The following is a 14,619-nucleotide window of genomic DNA, read 5'->3' on the forward strand; positions in this document are numbered from 1 at the left end:
ACCACTGGCCAGGACGGAATCCGTCCTGGCCAGTGGTGTTTGGTCGGACGTTTCTTGCAGCATTCGGCGGGGAACCCTGCCGCATGAACAACATCAGCGGCACTGACCAGGACGCGGGCGTGCACCCGCGCGAGACGATCGGCTATCCCGGCGCTACCGACGATATGACGGAGCGGCCGTGCGACGAGATGCGTGACTACGCCGGACGCGGATTGCTGGACGGGAAGCGCGCGTTGATCACCGGCGGAGATTCCGGGATCGGCCGCGCCGTAGCTGTCGCTTTCGCCAAAGAGGGGGCCGACGTCGCGATCACCTATCTTTCGGACATGGAAGATGCCGACGCGGCGCGGACAACGGATTTGGTGCATGCCCAGGGGCGTGCGGCCGTCGCGATACGCGGCGATATGGCCGAACCGGAGCGGTGTCACTATGCGGTGGAACGCGCCGCTGCGGCTCTCGGCGGTTTGGATATCCTGGTGAACAATGTCGCCTTTCAGCAGCCGGTCGACGACTTCGCCGACCTGACGCCCGACCAGTGGCGCCGGACCTTCTCAGTGAACATTGACAGTTTCTTCCACACCACTCAAGCGGCGCTGCCGTACCTCACACCCGGCGGGAGCGTGATCAACACCGGTTCGGTCAACGGCCTCCGCGGCAATCAGCAGTTGATCGACTACGCCGCGGCCAAGGGTGCGGTGCACGCACTCACGTTCTCACTCGCCAAGGCGCTGATGGCTCGCGGGATTCGGGTCAATTGTGTCGCGCCCGGGCCAGTGTGGACACCGTTGATCCCCGCGACGATGCCGGCCGATGAGGTGGCCGATTTCGGTTCGCAGGCGCCGTTCGGTCGCGCCGCCCAGCCCGATGAGATCGCGCCGTCGTATGTCTTCTTCGGCGCCGATCGCCTGTCGTCGTACTACAGCGGTGAGGTGCTCGCCCCGATCGGCGGTGAGACGCTGCCCGGTTGAGCGCTATCGGCCGTCAGGGGTTGTGGCGACGGTGGATCCGTCGTAGCGTGGGATATGTCGGTTCAGTCTGTAGCCGATTTCCCGGGGACGCACCGGGTGGCCTGCGAGCGGTGGGCCGCTCCGTCCTTCCTTCCAACGGCCGGCCTTGAAGGTCGCCCGCCGTTGTCGCCTTATTCGCCACCCGTCGGTTTCATCGAATGGATCTGCGGGCGTTTGGCGATGCGGAAAGGAGTTCGATCATGAACACCGACCGATACGACGAAGCCAAAGAACTATTGACCCGCCAGACACAGAACCGGCCCGGAGAACCCGAATACGAACGACTGCGCGGGCGGGTCATCCTCTTGTGCCTGCCCCTGGCTGAACACATCGCCCGGCGGTTCAGCGGGCGCGGTGAACCCTACGACGACCTCCTGCAGGTAGCTCGCGTCGGCCTGATTCACGCCATCGACCGCTTCAATCCCACGGCCGGAAGTGAACTTCTTTCATTCGCGGTCCCGACGGTGATGGGAGAGGTTCGCCGGTATTTCCGCGACCGCTCGCCGGTGATCCGGATTCCGCGCCGCTCACGCGAGCTACAGGCGCGAGTCCGGGCGGTCCATGAAGAGCTTGCCCAGCGGTTTCTGCGTGAACCCACCGTGCCGGAGATCGCCGAACAGCTCGGGGTGACCGCGGCCGACGTGCGCAAGGCCGTGGACGACTGCGCGGCCGGTGCCGCGGTGTCACTCGACGAAGGCCGGCCCGGCGACGACGAGGGCCCCGCGCGGATCGACCGGATGGGGTCGGAGGATCCCGGGTTCGGCCACGTCGAGAACCTTCTGGAGCTCGAACCCGCACTGCAGGTGCTGCCGGTGCGCGAGCGGCGGATTCTGAGCCTGCGCTACGCCGACATGAAGTCGCAGAGCGAGATCGCCGCGGAGGTGGGGATCTCGCAGATGCACGTTTCGCGACTGCTGCGTCGCTCGTTGGCCGATCTCCGGCAGGTTCTTCTCGCGCCCGCCGCCTGAGCCGCGAGGTTTGCCGCGCCGAAGAGTGGGAAACCACCTGATGTCCGCTGTTGAAAGGCGGGCATGCGATCGACTAGAGAACAGGAGCGACAAGATGGCACTCAACGAGAACTCCACTGATACCGGCACCGTGGCCGGAACTCGCGACAAGACCTACAACCTCGTCTGGTACGTCGAGCAATGCATGGCCAATGCCTTGCGGATGGAGACCTACATCGCCGATGCACAGCGCGCTGGCGACGACGAGGTGGCAGGCCTGTTCCGCCGCGCCCAGGCAGACAGCCGTAAGGGCGCCGACCTCGGAAAGCGTCTACTCGGGCCACGGATCGCCACCCCTGCGGCCTGAGTCGGCAATGATGACGGCGGCCGTGCGATCCTGGAGGCGGCACAGCTGACGACCGAAGCCAGCCGATACGCTGGCCTGAGTGGTACCCGTGGGCGTTGTCACGACAGGCCTCATACGCGGCCGGTCCCGGCAGCGCGTGTTCTCGGGGCACCCGGGCTCAAGCGACGGCCGTGGTTGCGCGGGGCGACTATTGCGGATGCGGGATCGCGGCGCGTTCTGTGTGGCGTGGATGTCGGTCCAGGACTTCGATGACGAACATTCGGTCTTACGTCGATTCGCGCTGGTCGGCGCCTATTTAGAAGCGAGTGGCGTAGCGTTGGTCCGTCCGGGTGAATTATTCACGATGGGGGCGACCGTGAGCGACGACGAGGCGGCGGGAGTGGCGGAGCAGATTTCGGTGCCGTGCGCACCGGACCGGGTCGGCAGCTTCCGCTACTGGTTCGACACCGATCTCTGGGAGTGGTCAGCCGAGGTCGCGGCGATGCACGGCTATCGCCCGGGCGAGGTCACACCCACAACTGACTTGCTGCGTGGCCACACCGATCCCGAGGACCGGGCGGAGTTTGATCGGCTCCTCGAGACGCTGCACGCGACGCGGAGCCACTTCTCCAGCCAGCACCGCATCGTCGATAGTTCAGGCACAGTGCACCCGGTGACGGTAGTAGGCCGGACGTTCACCGGGCTGGACGGCACGGTCGCCGGGTCCGAGGGGTTCTATCTCGATCTGGGCGAGTCGGGCGACCCGGGCGACCGCGGCGCGATCCGCGACCAGGTCAGCGAGCAGGTGCAGGTCTTCCGAGATCATCACGCCTCGATCGAGCAGGCCAAAGGCATGCTCATGCTGGTCTACCGCATCGACGAGGAGCGGGCCTTCGACGTTCTGCGCTGGCGTTCGCAGCAGGAGAATCGGAAGCTACACACGATCGCGCGCGCCATCGTCGACGCCGCCGCCGGCCGGACCGAAATCCCCGACGACATGCGCCGAGAGTTCGACCTGGTCGTGCTGGCGCCGTTCGCCGACTGAGCGGCACGGCCTCGCCGCATAGACTTTGTTCCGCCGACCGGCGAGCCGACCGGCGAGCCAACCGGGCGCCAGCCGCACATCCGGCGGAGGACCATCAGCTGCATGGCGACCGGCTTCCAGAAGGGGTGCTCACCAGGCGGTGTACGGGAACACGAGTGCGGGCAACATTAGGACGAGCAGAAACCAGCCCGCACCCTCCCAGATAACCCATTGCTGACCGCGGAAATAGGCGCTCAGACCCAGTATGAGCGCGCCCAGGCCGCCGGCCAAGAAGATGGCGGGAACAGCGATCGCTAGGCCACGATTCACTCCGCCGGTGGCGGCGAAGACCGCGAGGACAACGAGGGCGACGACTATCACTCCCAGGGTGTACATCGCGGCGCGACGGTAGGCCGACGAGTCGGCCCACCGCTTCTCCACGTCACGGCGGCCGGTGCTCATCGGCGGCTGGGGGTCAGGAGTCGGCGATTGCTGGAATTGTGAGCTTTTGGCGAACATGTCTAGCGGGTACCCGGTGCACTGGAAGTTCAATCATGGTCGGCCGTATCAATGCCGGTCGAGTCGCTTGCGACCCGCCGCGCCGTCCGGCGGAGGGAGTCGTGGAACGTACCGATCAGCAGTGCGGTGTCTGTTTGGGGACGATAGACCGTCTCGACTTGCGGGGCCAGCAGGGTGGTGCTCGGAACGGTCATGTCGACTGCGCCGGTCCCTTCGGCGTCCGACTACCGGCAGGAGGATGCGTGGCCTCGTAGTGGGCCGCCTCCTCGGCGGTTACTTCCGGGAGCAAGGGATCATGCTCGGACCGTTCATGGCCGGGTGTCGCGGTCAGTGCCGCTCGGCTGCCGATCAAGCAGACGAGGGCGAGCACGCTGGCCACCACGGCGCCGGTCACCCAGCCGATCAACGCCCACCCGGCGGGTGCTGCGGTGATCGCGACGCCGATCAGCGCGATGGCGACCAGAATTAGGACGAAACCGATCGCGCCGATCGCCTTCATTGGCCTCGCCTCGGAAGCGGGCAGCAGCCGGTTACCGCTGCCGTCGTGCGGATGCGGTCCCATACCTGGAGTCGGTTCATTCGGCAAAGTCATCAGGATTCACCGCCTTCGTGGCCGGCGATGGCGCATTCAAAGCTGTCGTAGACGCCACGCCCAGCGCGGCCCTCGACGGAGATTAGGAGTGCGTGGCGGTACTTGTTACCGCAGACGTCGCAGATGGCCATGACGATGATCTCCTCCTTGCGATTGGGGTACGCGGAAGAATCTCCGCGCCCCAGGAGTACCCGTTACGCTGCCGGTTAAACACCGGCCGCGCACCGGACAGGCCGGCAGCGCGATGCGCTGAATCGTTCAGTTCGCGAGGATCGCGGCGACCTCGGGGGAGGCATAGAACGGTGCGAGATGCTCGCGGACGAGTCGCTCGAGCTCGCCGGTGGCCGCCGCCGAATTCAGCAGGCGCGGGACCATCGTCGTCGCGTAGCTGACCAGATCGTCGCGGCGAATATCGATGTCCTCGAGGACTACCGCGGCCGGATGGTTGGCGTAGGTGGCGAAAAAGGCGTCGATGAAGGCGTCGACCAAGGCCAGAATCGGCTCGCTCCCGGCGGCGACAATGCCGATGTCCTGGAGGACGCCGCCGAAACGGACGGCGTCGTCGGGGGACAAGATTTTGTCGTGCTTTCCGGTCGGGGTGTCCGAGAACTGGTCGTACACCTCGAGTACGGCGGTGCGGGCCTGCGGATCGTTGAGAGTGGCGATGATGATCTTGTTCAATCGGCCCATCGCGAACTCGGCGCCCTTGGCGGCAGTGTCGCCAAAGAACTGCTCGAACTGCTCGCCGGTCTTGCCGATGGCCTTGCCAGCCACCGAGGTGCCGAACGACATGAGCGACCCCACGCCCGGGATCTTCTCGGCGACGGCACGGTTCCCGGCCAGGACGTCGTTGACGATCCGGCCAACGAAGCGAGAGGCGAGCGACGCCACGATCGGGCTCTTGGTCAACTCGTCCAGACCACGCTCCAGGGCCGGGGTCAGGGCGAGCAGTTCGTCGGTGAGTCGTTCGACGTTGTCGCGGTCGATCAGCTCACTCAACGTGTAGTCGCCCGCCGGGTTCGCTACCAGGATTCCGGCACCGGATTCCACCAGGGTGGTCGCTGCGGCACTGGCGGGCACGCGGGTAAAGGCAAGGCGCGCAATGGATTTCACGTCGTCTGCGCTGAACAGCTCCGAAGTGGTGCTCTTCTCTGCGGTGGCGAGGATGTCGTCGACCAGTGCGGTCACGAGGTCCGTGACGTCGTCGCCGGTGAGGCGATTGAGTGCCCAGGTGACTTGGGCGTCGAGCAGTTGTTCGGCGAGCGACAAAGTGGTCATCGGTCAGCGAAATCCGTCGTGCTTCTGCTGATCCTCGAACTGCTGGGCTTCACTTTCCCAGTTCGGATTCGCGGTGACCAGCGGCTGGCCCCCGAGATCGCGGTACACGGCAAAGACGCCGAGGATCGCGCCGAGGACACCGCACGCGTACGTGCTGCCGGGCACCTCGCTCCAGCCGAGCCGGACGATGTCGACGATCATCCACACGACTCCGGCCAGACCGAGGGCCGTCAGAATTACCATCAGTCCACTGACACGCTGCATGGCTCGATCATGCCAGCACCGGTGGACTCTCCTGCAGGTGAGGGGGCGAGGGACCCTGGCGCGGCCCCGCGTCTGGGTAGTGCCCGGTCGTAGGGTGGTCGTCATGACCGCTGCGCTGCCCGATCCGCCGCACGCCCGCGCTCTCACGAGCGACACCATCTTGTGCGTGTCGATGTCGGCGCGGCCGTCGAACTTCGGTACGCGCTTCCACAACTACCTGTACAACGCCTACGACCTGAACTACGTCTACAAGGGTTTCGCGCCGGCGGACATCGCGGCGGCCATGATGGGCGTCCGTGGCCTGCCGATCCGCGGGGCGGCGGTGTCGATGCCATACAAGGAAGCCGTGATCGAGTTGATCGACGTGATGGAGCCGTCGGCGGCAGCGATCGACTCGGTCAACACCATCGTCAACGACGACGGAATGTTGCGCGCCTACAACACCGACTACCAGGCGGTCGCCGACCTGCTCACCGATTCCGGCTTCGACCGCGGCTGGGCGGTTGCGGTCGCGGGCAGCGGGGGGATGGCCAAGGCCGTGGTCGCCGCGCTGCGCGACACCGGCTTCACCGATGTCACCGTCGTCGCGCGAAACACCCAGACCGGCACCGATCTGGCCGGGCGCTACGGCTTCGCCCATCGCTCCGCCGTCGACGACGCCGATCGGTACGCGCTACTGGTCAATGCGACGCCCAACGGGATGTCCGGGGCCGACGCGGACCGGTTGCCGTTCCCGGAAGCGGTGGTCGACGCGGCGTTCGCCGGGTTCGACGTCGTCGCACTGCCGTCAGACACGCCCCTCGTGCGCCGCCTGCGTGCCGCGGGTAAGCCGGTGATCAGCGGCGATTCGGTGATCGCCGGACAGGCGGCCGCGCAGTTCGCGCTGTACACCGGCGTGACACCCTCGCCAGAGCTGGTGCGCGAAGCGGCCGACTACGCGAGCCGCGGCTAACGCACTAAAACCGAGTCGAGTCTTCCGCTGGCAGTGCCGTCAGTCGCTGATGATTGACACCGATTGTCCAGAGCGAAAAGCTGAACGGCATGTCGGTGGCAAAGCACGCGGTAGTGGTCGATATCGCGAACGTGATGGGGTCGGTGCCCGACGGGTGGTGGCGTGACCGCGCGGGCGGCGCAGCGAGGATCCTGACGCAACTGTCGAAGCTGGCCGAGGCCGGGATCTCCGGACAGTTGTTCGGGCGGCCCGATGACCGCCTGTTCCCGCGCTGGATCGCGGTGATCGAGGGCCAGGCAAAGGCCGCGAAGGACGTGCCCGGCATCGACGTCGTCCGCGCCAGAGGAGAAGGTGACGACACCATCGTCGACGAAGCTCAGCGCCTGGTCGGCGAGGGATTCGGAGTATCGGTAGTCACCCGTGACCGTGGCTTGATCCAGCGTGTCGAGTCGGTCGGCGCCGACGCGCGCCCGGTGCGCTGGCTGCGGGACATGTTCATCAGCTGACGATACGGACTACAGCTGGGTCAGGTCGATCTGCAGCGGAAACGGCGCTGTGGAGGATCCAGTGGTGACCGATTCCGGCCTGCGCGGTGGGCTGTACTGGATGGTCACGCCTCGACGCTACGTCCAGCAAATGCCATTGACCAGCGCGTTATCCACAGGTTCGGGTGGCGAGTCAGATCGGCGGCGGAGGGGAGTGGCTCACGGACACGGAGCTCGCCCGCCGGTTGCGGCCCGATTGTTCACCGGGCCCGTGCAAACAATAGGATGGGGAGCCGTGACTCCCACCGATCTCGCGGCATTGATCCGGGCCGCGACGCTGAAGATTTTCCAGGCCCATGACCTGGACGATTCGCTCGTGCCCGAGACCGTCGTGGTGGAACGACCGCGCAATCCCGAGCATGGCGATTACGCGACCAATATTGCTCTGCAGGTGGGCAAACGCGCCGGGGTTAACCCGCGTGAGCTGGCGGGCTGGCTTGTTGACGAGCTGCGCGCCGACGACGGTATCGACGACGCTGATTTTGCGGGTCCCGGATTCGTGAACCTGCGTTTGGCCGCCGCCGCCCAGAATGCCACCATCGCCACCATCGCGGCCCGCGGTGCCGAGTACGGCCGCGGCGACGAACTCGCCGACAGTGTGGTGAACCTGGAATTCGTCTCGGCCAACCCGACCGGACCGATCCACCTCGGCGGTACCCGCTGGGCGGCCGTCGGGGATGCGCTGGGCCGCGTGCTCGCCGTGCGCGGCGCCACGGTCACCCGCGAGTACTACTTCAACGACCACGGCGAGCAGATCAACCGTTTCGCCCGGTCCCTGGACGCCGCCGCCCGCTCGCTGCCGACTCCTGAGGACGGTTACGCTGGCGAGTACATCACCGAGATCGCCGCCGACGTCGTCGCGGCGCACCCGGGAATCCTGGAGGCCGGCGACGACGAGCGCCTGGAGACCTTCCGCGCCGAGGGTGTGGACCTGATGTTCAGCCACATAAAGCGCACTCTGGCCGAGTTCGGCACCGCGTTTGATGTCTTCACGCACGAAAACTCGATGTTCGACCGTGGACTGGTCGAGGCCGCGATCGACGAACTGAAGGCCAGCGACAACCTGTACGAGGCCGACGGGGCGTGGTGGTTGCGGTCGACCAACTACGGCGACGACAAAGACCGCGTCGTGATCAAGTCCGACGGCAACGCCGCCTACATCGCTGGCGATATCGCGTACCTGAAGGACAAGCACGACCGCGGGCACAACCATTTGATCTACATGCTCGGCGCCGACCATCACGGCTATGTGATCCGACTCAAGGCCGCCGCCGCGGCGCTCGGCTACAACGCCGACGACGTTGAGGTGCTCATCGGACAGATGGTGAACCTGGTCAAGGACGGCAAGCCGGTCCGGATGAGCAAACGTGCCGGTACCGTCATCACGCTCGACGACCTGGTCGAGGCCGTCGGCGTCGACGCCGCACGCTATGCGCTGATCCGCTCGTCGATCGACGTCAACATCGACATCGACTTGGACTTGCTGCGCAAACAGTCTTCGGACAACCCGGTCTACTACGTCCAGTACGCCCACGCGCGGCTGTGCGCGCTGAGCCGCAACGCCGCCGAACTGGGCCTGCTCGCGAGTACCGAGAAGCTCGACCTGCTCACCGACCCGGCGGAGGGGGAACTGATCCGCACCCTTGGCGACTTCGGCGCCGTGACCGCGACCGCCGCTGAGCTGCGCGAACCGCACCGGGTTCCGCGCTACCTGGAGAGCCTGGCTGGCTCATACCACCGCTTCTACGCGCACTGCCGCGTGCTGCCACAGGGTGATGAATCCGCCGGCGACGTCCACGCTGCCCGCCTGGCCCTCTGCGATGCGACCCGTCAGGTACTCGCGAACGGCCTCGACCTGGTGGGCGTCAGCGCACCGGAGCGGATGTAAAGAATGCCCATGGCACATCCCGCAGGCCCCCGGCACGCCGAGATCCTCGCCGCCCCGCACCTTGCGGAGCGGCCGAGCTCGCCAGCCGATATGGCCGAGATTCCGTCGAATGTGTTCCCGCGCAACGCATCTCGCAATGCTGACGGTGTTCTGGAGATCGCGGGCATCTCCGTCACCGAGCTTGCCGAGCAATACCAGACGCCACTCTTTGTCTACGACGAGGCCGACTTCCGGTCCCGGTGCGCCGAGATCCAGGGTGCCTTCGGTCCGTACGGCCGCGTCCACTACGCGGGTAAGGCCTTCCTGTGCGGCGAGATTGCCCGGTGGGTCCACTCCGAGGGTCTCTCGCTGGACGTCTGTACTGGCGGCGAGCTGGCCATCGCGCTGCACGCGGGATTTCCTGCCGAGCGCATCGCGATGCATGGCAACAACAAGAGCGAAGCCGAACTCGACGCGGCGCTAGCCGCCGGAGTCGGGGACGTGGTCCTGGACTCGACGTACGAGATCGAGCGCCTCGATCGTCTCGCCGGCGCGCGCGGCCTGGTGGCTGATGTGCTGATCCGTGTCACTCCGGGGGTGGAGGCGCACACCCACGAGTTCATCGCCACCGCCCACGAGGACCAGAAGTTCGGATTCCCGATCGCGGGCGGCGTCGCTATGGACGCAGTGCGCGCCGTGTTCGCTACCGACAACCTCCGACTGGTCGGCCTGCACAGCCACATCGGCTCGCAGATCTTTGAGATCGACGGCTTCGAGTTGGCCGCGCACCGAGTCCTCGGGCTGCTCGCCGAAGTAGTCGCCGAGTTTGGCGTCGAGAAGACCAAGCAGATCGAGTTGCTGGATCTCGGTGGGGGACTCGGGATTTCGTACCTGCCCGACGACGACCCGCTGCCGGTGTCGACGCTCGCCGAGGCGCTCGTCGCTATCGTGCGGCGCGAGTCCGACCAGCTCGGACTGCCTATGCCGCGCATCGCCGTGGAACCGGGCCGCGCCATCGCCGGACCCGCCGGAGTCACCCTCTACCGAGTCGGCACCATCAAAGACGTCGCCCTCGACGGCAAGTCGGTGCGCCGCTATGTCTCGGTGGACGGTGGCATGAGCGACAACATCCGCACCGTGCTCTACGACGCCGAGTACGACGTCCGGCTGGCCAATCGAGTATCGGAGGCGAGTGCCGTGGTGTGCCGGGTGGTCGGCAAGCACTGCGAGAGCGGCGACATCGTCGTCCGCGACTGCTGGCTGCCCGCAGACCTGGCGCCCGGCGATCTGCTTGCAGTCGGCGCGACCGGCGCCTACTGCTACTCCATGTCGAGCCGCTACAATATGGCGCCGCGACCGGCGGTGGTGGCAGTGCAGGGTGGACAATCCCGCCCGATGCTGCGGCGGGAAACCCTCGATGACTTCCTGAGCCTGGAGGTAGGCAATGACTGACCCCGTCCAGACACCAATCGGTGTAGAACCAATCGGTGCAGAACCAATCGGTGCAGAACCAATCGGTGTCGCCGTACTCGGCATGGGCAATGTGGGCGCCGAAGTCGTCCGCATTCTGACGGACAACGCCGCCGACATCCAGGCCCGCGTGGGTGCTCCCGTGGTGGTGCGTGGCGTGGCTGTGCGCGATCTGACGGTGCCCCGCGAGGGTGTGGACCCGGCGTTGCTCACTGATGATGCGGCCGCACTGGTCACCCGCGCCGATATCGACATCGTGGTCGAGCTCATCGGCGGAATCGACCTGCCGCGCACGCTGATCCGACAGGCACTTGAGGCAGGCAAGTCGGTAGTCACCGCCAATAAAGCACTGATGGCTGCGCACTCGGGCGAACTGTCCGACGCCGCCGCCCGCAACCGCGTCGACCTCTACTTCGAGGCAGCCGTCGCCGGGGCGATCCCGGTGATCCGTCCGTTGACCCAGTCGCTAGCGGGAGATTCGGTGAACCGAGTCGCCGGCATCGTCAACGGCACCACCAACTACATCCTTTCGGAGATGGCCGAGACCGGCGCGGACTACAGCGACGTGCTCGCCGAGGCTGGCAGGTTGGGCTATGCCGAGGCCGACCCGACCGCCGACGTCGAAGGCTACGACGCTGCCTCCAAGGCCGCCATCCTCGCCTCGATCGCATTCCACTCGCGGGTCACCGCCGACGACGTCTACCGCGAAGGGATCACCAAGATCACCCCGGCCGACCTCGCGGCCGCCGCAAAGTTTGACTGCACCGTCAAGTTACTCGCGATCTGCGAGCGACTGAACGACGGTGGGACGGAAAGCATTTCGGCTCGCGTCTACCCGGCGCTGATCCCGCTGGAGCACCCGCTTGCGACGGTGAACGGCGCCTTCAACGCCGTGGTCGTGGAGTCCGAGAACGCCGGTCGTCTGATGTTCTACGGGCAGGGCGCCGGTGGTGCACCGACCGCGGCAGCGGTGATGGGCGACCTGGTGATGGCGGCACGCAACCGCGTGTACAGCGGCCGCGGCCCGCTCGAGTCGACCTATGCCTCGCTGCCGATCGCCTCGATCGACGACGTCCAGACGCGGTACTACGTCGCAATGAAGGTCGCCGACCGTCCCGGTGTGCTGGCCCAGGTTGCCGGCGAGTTCGCCCTCAATGGCGTCAGCATCGCCGCGATGCGGCAAGAGGGCGCCGGCGATGAGGCTCGGCTCACCATCGTCACCCATCGTGCAGCCGACCGTGCACAGTCGGAAACCGTGGCCGCACTCGAACAAATGGATACCGTCATCAAGGTGTCCAGTGTGCTCCGTATGGAGGGAACCAATGAGTAACGCGAACTACAGCCCAGTTCACCGCGGGTGGCCGGGCCTGATCGAGGCCTACCGTGATCGGATGCCGGTCGGCGACGACTGGCAGATCGTCACGCTCCAGGAGGGCGCCACCCCGCTCATCTCGGCGCCGTACCTGTCCGAGATCACCGGGTGCGAGGTGTACCTCAAGGTCGAAGGACTGAACCCGACGGGTTCGTTCAAGGATCGCGGTATGACGATGGCCGTCACGACCGCGGTGAACAACGGCAAGCGGGCCGTTCTGTGTGCTTCGACCGGCAACACGTCCGCCTCGGCGGCCGCGTACGCCACCCGCGCGGGCATCACCAGCGCCGTCCTCATTCCCGAGGGCAAGATCGCCATGGGCAAGCTTGCCCAGGCCGTCATGCACGGTGCCAAAGTGATTCAGGTCCAAGGTAACTTCGACGACTGTCTGGAACTGGCCCGCAAGGTGACCTCCGACTACCCGGAGATCGAGCTGGTCAATTCGGTGAACCCGGCCCGCATCGAGGGGCAGAAGACTGCCGCGTTCGAGATCGTCGATGTCCTCGGTCGCGCCCCCGATGTGCACGCACTGCCCGTTGGCAACGCCGGCAACATCACCGCGTACTGGAAGGGCTACCGCGAATACCATGCGGACGGGATCATCGACTCGTTGCCGCGCATGCTCGGAGTGCAGGCCGCAGGCGCCGCGCCGTTGGTGCTCGGGAAGCCGGTGAGCAACCCGGAAACCATTGCGACCGCCATCCGGATCGGCGCCCCGGCCAGCTGGAATCAGGCGGTCGCCGCCAAGGACGAGTCGAACGGCATGTTCCGCGCCGCCACCGACGAGAAGCTGCTTGAGGCCTACCGCCTGCTGGCGGGGAAGGTCGGCGTCTTTGTTGAGCCCGCTTCGGCCGCGAGTGTCGCCGGTCTGCTGGCCTCGGCCGCCGAAGGCTGGGTGAAGCCCGGCTCGCTGGTGGTGTGCACCGTGACCGGCAACGGCCTCAAGGATCCCGACACCGCGCTCGCCGGGATGCCGCAGGTCGATGCCATCGGCGTTGATCCGGTGGCCGTCGCCGACGCGCTCGGCGTCCGATAGCTTGTTGCCCATGAACTCGACTCCCACCGCGGCGTTCGGCGCGCCGGATGCCCGGTGGCAGCTGGCCCCGGGCCTGCGCGTGCAGGTGCGAGTTCCGGCATCGACGGCGAACCTCGGCCCGGGCTTCGACTGCCTCGGCCTCGCACTGGGAATCTACGACGGCGTAGTGGTGACTGTCGCCGACGAGGGCGTGCGGGTGGAGGTGACCGGCGAGGCCGTCGACGACGTGCCCCGCGATGCCAGCCATTTGGTGGCGCGCGCGGTGATTCGCGGATTGGAGTTCGCGGGCGTCGCGGTGCCCGGGCTGCAACTCGAGTGCACCAACGTGATCCCGCACTCGAGGGGACTCGGATCGTCCGCCGCCGCCGTCGTCGGCGGATTGGCAGCCGCGTCGGCGCTGATCGCCGCGGACGGACGACGCCCCGCGCTCACCGAGGAAGAACTGGTCCAGCTGTCCGGTGAGTTCGAGGGACACCCCGACAATGCCGCCGCGAGTGTGCTGGGTGGCGCCGTGGTGACGTGGATGGATAACGCTGGCGGCTACTTCGCGCGCCGGCTGCCGCTGCACCCGGCGATCACGGCCACAGCTTTTGTGCCGAAGACCGAATCGTCCACCGCGGTGACCCGGGGGCTGTTGCCGGACGAGGTTCCGCGCGTCGACGCGATCTTCAACCTGAGTCGCGCCGCGCTGGCCGTCGTCGCGTTGACGACCGATCCGACCTGTCTGATGGATGCCACCGCCGATCGCCTGCACCAGGACTACCGGGCACCGGCCATGCCGGAGACCTATGCGCTGGTCATGGCGCTACGCGAGCGCGGCCACGCCGCGACCGTTTCCGGGGCGGGCCCGTCGGTGCTGGTGTTGGGTACTGTTGAACTGGGTGAAGGTGAAGCCACACTCGGCGCCGCCGCCGGATTCGAGATGACGTCGGTAGCTATCGGTACGGGTGTTGTACTGCATACGTGACTGCTGCGGTGCTACACTTGCACCGTTCCGCCGCGTAGATAGCTGTTCCGAGCATCTTGGTCGAGTCACCACCGCGGCCGTCACCTCTGCGACGACCTCCAGAAGTAGCGCGGCAGCACCTGCGGACCGACCGCGAATCCTCCGCCGCGACAGAACATCGAGTATTTTCACACCGCTGAATCAACAGTGGACCCGGCGGCCTCTGCTGCCGGGGACGAAAGGATTTCCGTGACCGATACGGACCTGCAGACCACCGACGCCAGCAAGCGCGGCCTCTCCGCCATGCTGCTGCCGCAACTTCGCGGCCTCGCCGGTGAGCTCGGCATCAAGGGCATCTCGGGAATGCGCAAGGGCGACCTGATCGACGCCATCCGCGCGCAGCAGGGCGGCGCGCCAAAGGCGAACGCCCCCGCCGAGCGTTCCCGTGCCGAGG

General features: G+C 66.5%; 18 protein-coding genes. 12 read left to right on the forward strand and 6 right to left on the reverse strand.

All coding sequences use genetic code 11. The annotated features are described in order from the left end of the window. Positions 1-83: 83 nt before the first annotated feature. The 4 genes from WAW85_RS16910 to WAW85_RS16925 all read left to right on the forward strand — a co-directional run bounded on the left by WAW85_RS16910 (position 84) and on the right by WAW85_RS16925 (position 3,345). Positions 84-968: an SDR family oxidoreductase gene (locus WAW85_RS16910; RefSeq protein ID WP_422560743.1), complete on the forward strand. Its 885-nt coding sequence runs from the start codon at positions 84-86 to the stop codon at positions 966-968. A gap of 239 nt (positions 969-1,207) precedes the next feature. Next, positions 1,208-1,975 carry a SigB/SigF/SigG family RNA polymerase sigma factor gene (locus tag WAW85_RS16915; RefSeq protein ID WP_422560744.1) on the forward strand — a complete coding sequence of 256 codons (768 nt, stop codon included), beginning with the start codon at positions 1,208-1,210 and terminating at the stop codon, positions 1,973-1,975. Between the two features lie 94 nt (positions 1,976-2,069). Further along, positions 2,070-2,321 carry a hypothetical protein gene (locus tag WAW85_RS16920; RefSeq protein ID WP_422560745.1) on the forward strand — a complete coding sequence of 84 codons (252 nt, stop codon included), beginning with the start codon at positions 2,070-2,072 and terminating at the stop codon, positions 2,319-2,321. A gap of 196 nt (positions 2,322-2,517) precedes the next feature. Beyond that, complete coding sequence (locus WAW85_RS16925) at positions 2,518-3,345, forward strand: PAS and ANTAR domain-containing protein (protein WP_422560746.1); 828 nt, start codon at positions 2,518-2,520, stop codon at positions 3,343-3,345. 129 nt (positions 3,346-3,474) lie between these two features. On the opposite strand, the gene WAW85_RS16930 is transcribed toward WAW85_RS16925, so the two are convergent. The 6 genes from WAW85_RS16930 to WAW85_RS16955 all read right to left on the reverse strand — a co-directional run bounded on the left by WAW85_RS16930 (position 3,475) and on the right by WAW85_RS16955 (position 5,977). Beyond that, positions 3,475-3,786 carry a hypothetical protein gene (locus tag WAW85_RS16930; protein WP_422560747.1) on the reverse strand — a complete coding sequence of 104 codons (312 nt, stop codon included), beginning with the start codon at positions 3,784-3,786 and terminating at the stop codon, positions 3,475-3,477. An 86-nt stretch (positions 3,787-3,872) separates the two neighbouring features. Continuing rightward, positions 3,873-4,037, reverse strand: coding sequence for a hypothetical protein (locus WAW85_RS16935; protein WP_422560748.1), 165 nt, complete (start codon positions 4,035-4,037; stop codon positions 3,873-3,875). Then, complete coding sequence (locus tag WAW85_RS16940; RefSeq protein WP_422560749.1) at positions 4,034-4,435, reverse strand: hypothetical protein; 402 nt, start codon at positions 4,433-4,435, stop codon at positions 4,034-4,036. The genes WAW85_RS16935 and WAW85_RS16940 overlap by 4 nt, the downstream gene beginning before the upstream one ends. Further along, the gene (locus tag WAW85_RS16945; protein ID WP_422560750.1) at positions 4,435-4,566 is read right to left on the reverse strand and encodes a hypothetical protein; all 132 of its coding nucleotides are present in this window, start codon (positions 4,564-4,566) and stop codon (positions 4,435-4,437) included. Before WAW85_RS16945 ends, WAW85_RS16940 begins: the two co-directional genes overlap by 1 nt. Before the next feature lie 127 nt (positions 4,567-4,693). Next, on the reverse strand, positions 4,694-5,713 hold the full coding sequence (locus WAW85_RS16950; protein ID WP_422560751.1) for a hypothetical protein: 1,020 nt from the start codon (positions 5,711-5,713) through the stop codon (positions 4,694-4,696). Positions 5,714-5,716: 3 nt separating this feature from the next. Further along, entirely contained in the window at positions 5,717-5,977 is a 261-nt protein-coding gene (locus WAW85_RS16955) for a hypothetical protein (protein WP_422560752.1), read from the reverse strand. Between the two features lie 103 nt (positions 5,978-6,080). On the opposite strand from WAW85_RS16955, the gene WAW85_RS16960 reads away from it, so the two are divergent. The 8 genes from WAW85_RS16960 to WAW85_RS16995 form a co-directional block, all read left to right on the forward strand. Then, positions 6,081-6,929 (forward strand): shikimate 5-dehydrogenase, encoded by an 849-nt coding sequence (locus WAW85_RS16960; RefSeq protein ID WP_422560753.1) that lies wholly within the window; start codon positions 6,081-6,083, stop codon positions 6,927-6,929. Positions 6,930-7,018: 89 nt separating this feature from the next. Beyond that, a complete protein-coding gene (locus tag WAW85_RS16965) occupies positions 7,019-7,435 on the forward strand; it encodes a hypothetical protein (RefSeq protein ID WP_422560754.1) in 417 nt (138 codons plus the stop codon). Between the two features lie 274 nt (positions 7,436-7,709). Further along, positions 7,710-9,362 carry an arginine--tRNA ligase gene (argS, locus tag WAW85_RS16970; RefSeq protein WP_422560755.1) on the forward strand — a complete coding sequence of 551 codons (1,653 nt, stop codon included), beginning with the start codon at positions 7,710-7,712 and terminating at the stop codon, positions 9,360-9,362. A gap of 9 nt (positions 9,363-9,371) precedes the next feature. Then, the gene (lysA, locus tag WAW85_RS16975) at positions 9,372-10,793 is read left to right on the forward strand and encodes a diaminopimelate decarboxylase (protein WP_422560756.1); all 1,422 of its coding nucleotides are present in this window, start codon (positions 9,372-9,374) and stop codon (positions 10,791-10,793) included. Further along, complete coding sequence (locus WAW85_RS16980; RefSeq protein ID WP_422560757.1) at positions 10,786-12,141, forward strand: homoserine dehydrogenase; 1,356 nt, start codon at positions 10,786-10,788, stop codon at positions 12,139-12,141. The genes lysA and WAW85_RS16980 overlap by 8 nt, the downstream gene beginning before the upstream one ends. Next, a complete protein-coding gene (gene thrC / locus WAW85_RS16985) occupies positions 12,134-13,219 on the forward strand; it encodes a threonine synthase (protein WP_422560758.1) in 1,086 nt (361 codons plus the stop codon). The genes WAW85_RS16980 and thrC overlap by 8 nt, the downstream gene beginning before the upstream one ends. Before the next feature lie 10 nt (positions 13,220-13,229). Continuing rightward, positions 13,230-14,186: a homoserine kinase gene (thrB, locus tag WAW85_RS16990; protein ID WP_422560759.1), complete on the forward strand. Its 957-nt coding sequence runs from the start codon at positions 13,230-13,232 to the stop codon at positions 14,184-14,186. 228 nt (positions 14,187-14,414) lie between these two features. Further along, positions 14,415-14,619, forward strand: a 205-nt coding sequence (locus WAW85_RS16995; protein WP_422560760.1) for a Rho termination factor N-terminal domain-containing protein, incomplete at its 3' end; no start/stop codon positions are given.

It is taken from the genome of Gordonia sp. (in: high G+C Gram-positive bacteria), assembly GCF_049299075.1.
Lineage (GTDB): Bacteria > Actinomycetota > Actinomycetes > Mycobacteriales > Mycobacteriaceae > Gordonia.

Excerpts from the sequence above, each read along its gene's own strand:
- WAW85_RS16950 (WP_422560751.1), bottom strand. The coding sequence starts at position 5,713 with ATGACCACTTTGTCGCTCGCCGAACAACTGCTCGACGCCCAAGTCACC.
- lysA (WP_422560756.1), top strand. The coding sequence starts at position 9,372 with ATGGCACATCCCGCAGGCCCCCGGCACGCCGAGATCCTCGCCGCCCCG.
- WAW85_RS16960 (WP_422560753.1), top strand. The coding sequence starts at position 6,081 with ATGACCGCTGCGCTGCCCGATCCGCCGCACGCCCGCGCTCTCACGAGC.
- WAW85_RS16940 (WP_422560749.1), bottom strand. The coding sequence starts at position 4,435 with ATGACTTTGCCGAATGAACCGACTCCAGGTATGGGACCGCATCCGCAC.
- WAW85_RS16920 (WP_422560745.1), top strand. The coding sequence starts at position 2,070 with ATGGCACTCAACGAGAACTCCACTGATACCGGCACCGTGGCCGGAACT.
- WAW85_RS16935 (WP_422560748.1), bottom strand. The coding sequence starts at position 4,037 with ATGACCGTTCCGAGCACCACCCTGCTGGCCCCGCAAGTCGAGACGGTC.
- WAW85_RS16945 (WP_422560750.1), bottom strand. The coding sequence starts at position 4,566 with ATGGCCATCTGCGACGTCTGCGGTAACAAGTACCGCCACGCACTCCTA.
- thrB (WP_422560759.1), top strand. The coding sequence starts at position 13,230 with ATGAACTCGACTCCCACCGCGGCGTTCGGCGCGCCGGATGCCCGGTGG.
- WAW85_RS16925 (WP_422560746.1), top strand. The coding sequence starts at position 2,518 with ATGCGGGATCGCGGCGCGTTCTGTGTGGCGTGGATGTCGGTCCAGGAC.
- thrC (WP_422560758.1), top strand. The coding sequence starts at position 12,134 with ATGAGTAACGCGAACTACAGCCCAGTTCACCGCGGGTGGCCGGGCCTG.
- WAW85_RS16965 (WP_422560754.1), top strand. The coding sequence starts at position 7,019 with ATGTCGGTGGCAAAGCACGCGGTAGTGGTCGATATCGCGAACGTGATG.
- WAW85_RS16980 (WP_422560757.1), top strand. The coding sequence starts at position 10,786 with ATGACTGACCCCGTCCAGACACCAATCGGTGTAGAACCAATCGGTGCA.
- WAW85_RS16915 (WP_422560744.1), top strand. The coding sequence starts at position 1,208 with ATGAACACCGACCGATACGACGAAGCCAAAGAACTATTGACCCGCCAG.
- WAW85_RS16910 (WP_422560743.1), top strand. The coding sequence starts at position 84 with ATGAACAACATCAGCGGCACTGACCAGGACGCGGGCGTGCACCCGCGC.
- WAW85_RS16930 (WP_422560747.1), bottom strand. The coding sequence starts at position 3,786 with ATGAGCACCGGCCGCCGTGACGTGGAGAAGCGGTGGGCCGACTCGTCG.
- WAW85_RS16955 (WP_422560752.1), bottom strand. The coding sequence starts at position 5,977 with ATGCAGCGTGTCAGTGGACTGATGGTAATTCTGACGGCCCTCGGTCTG.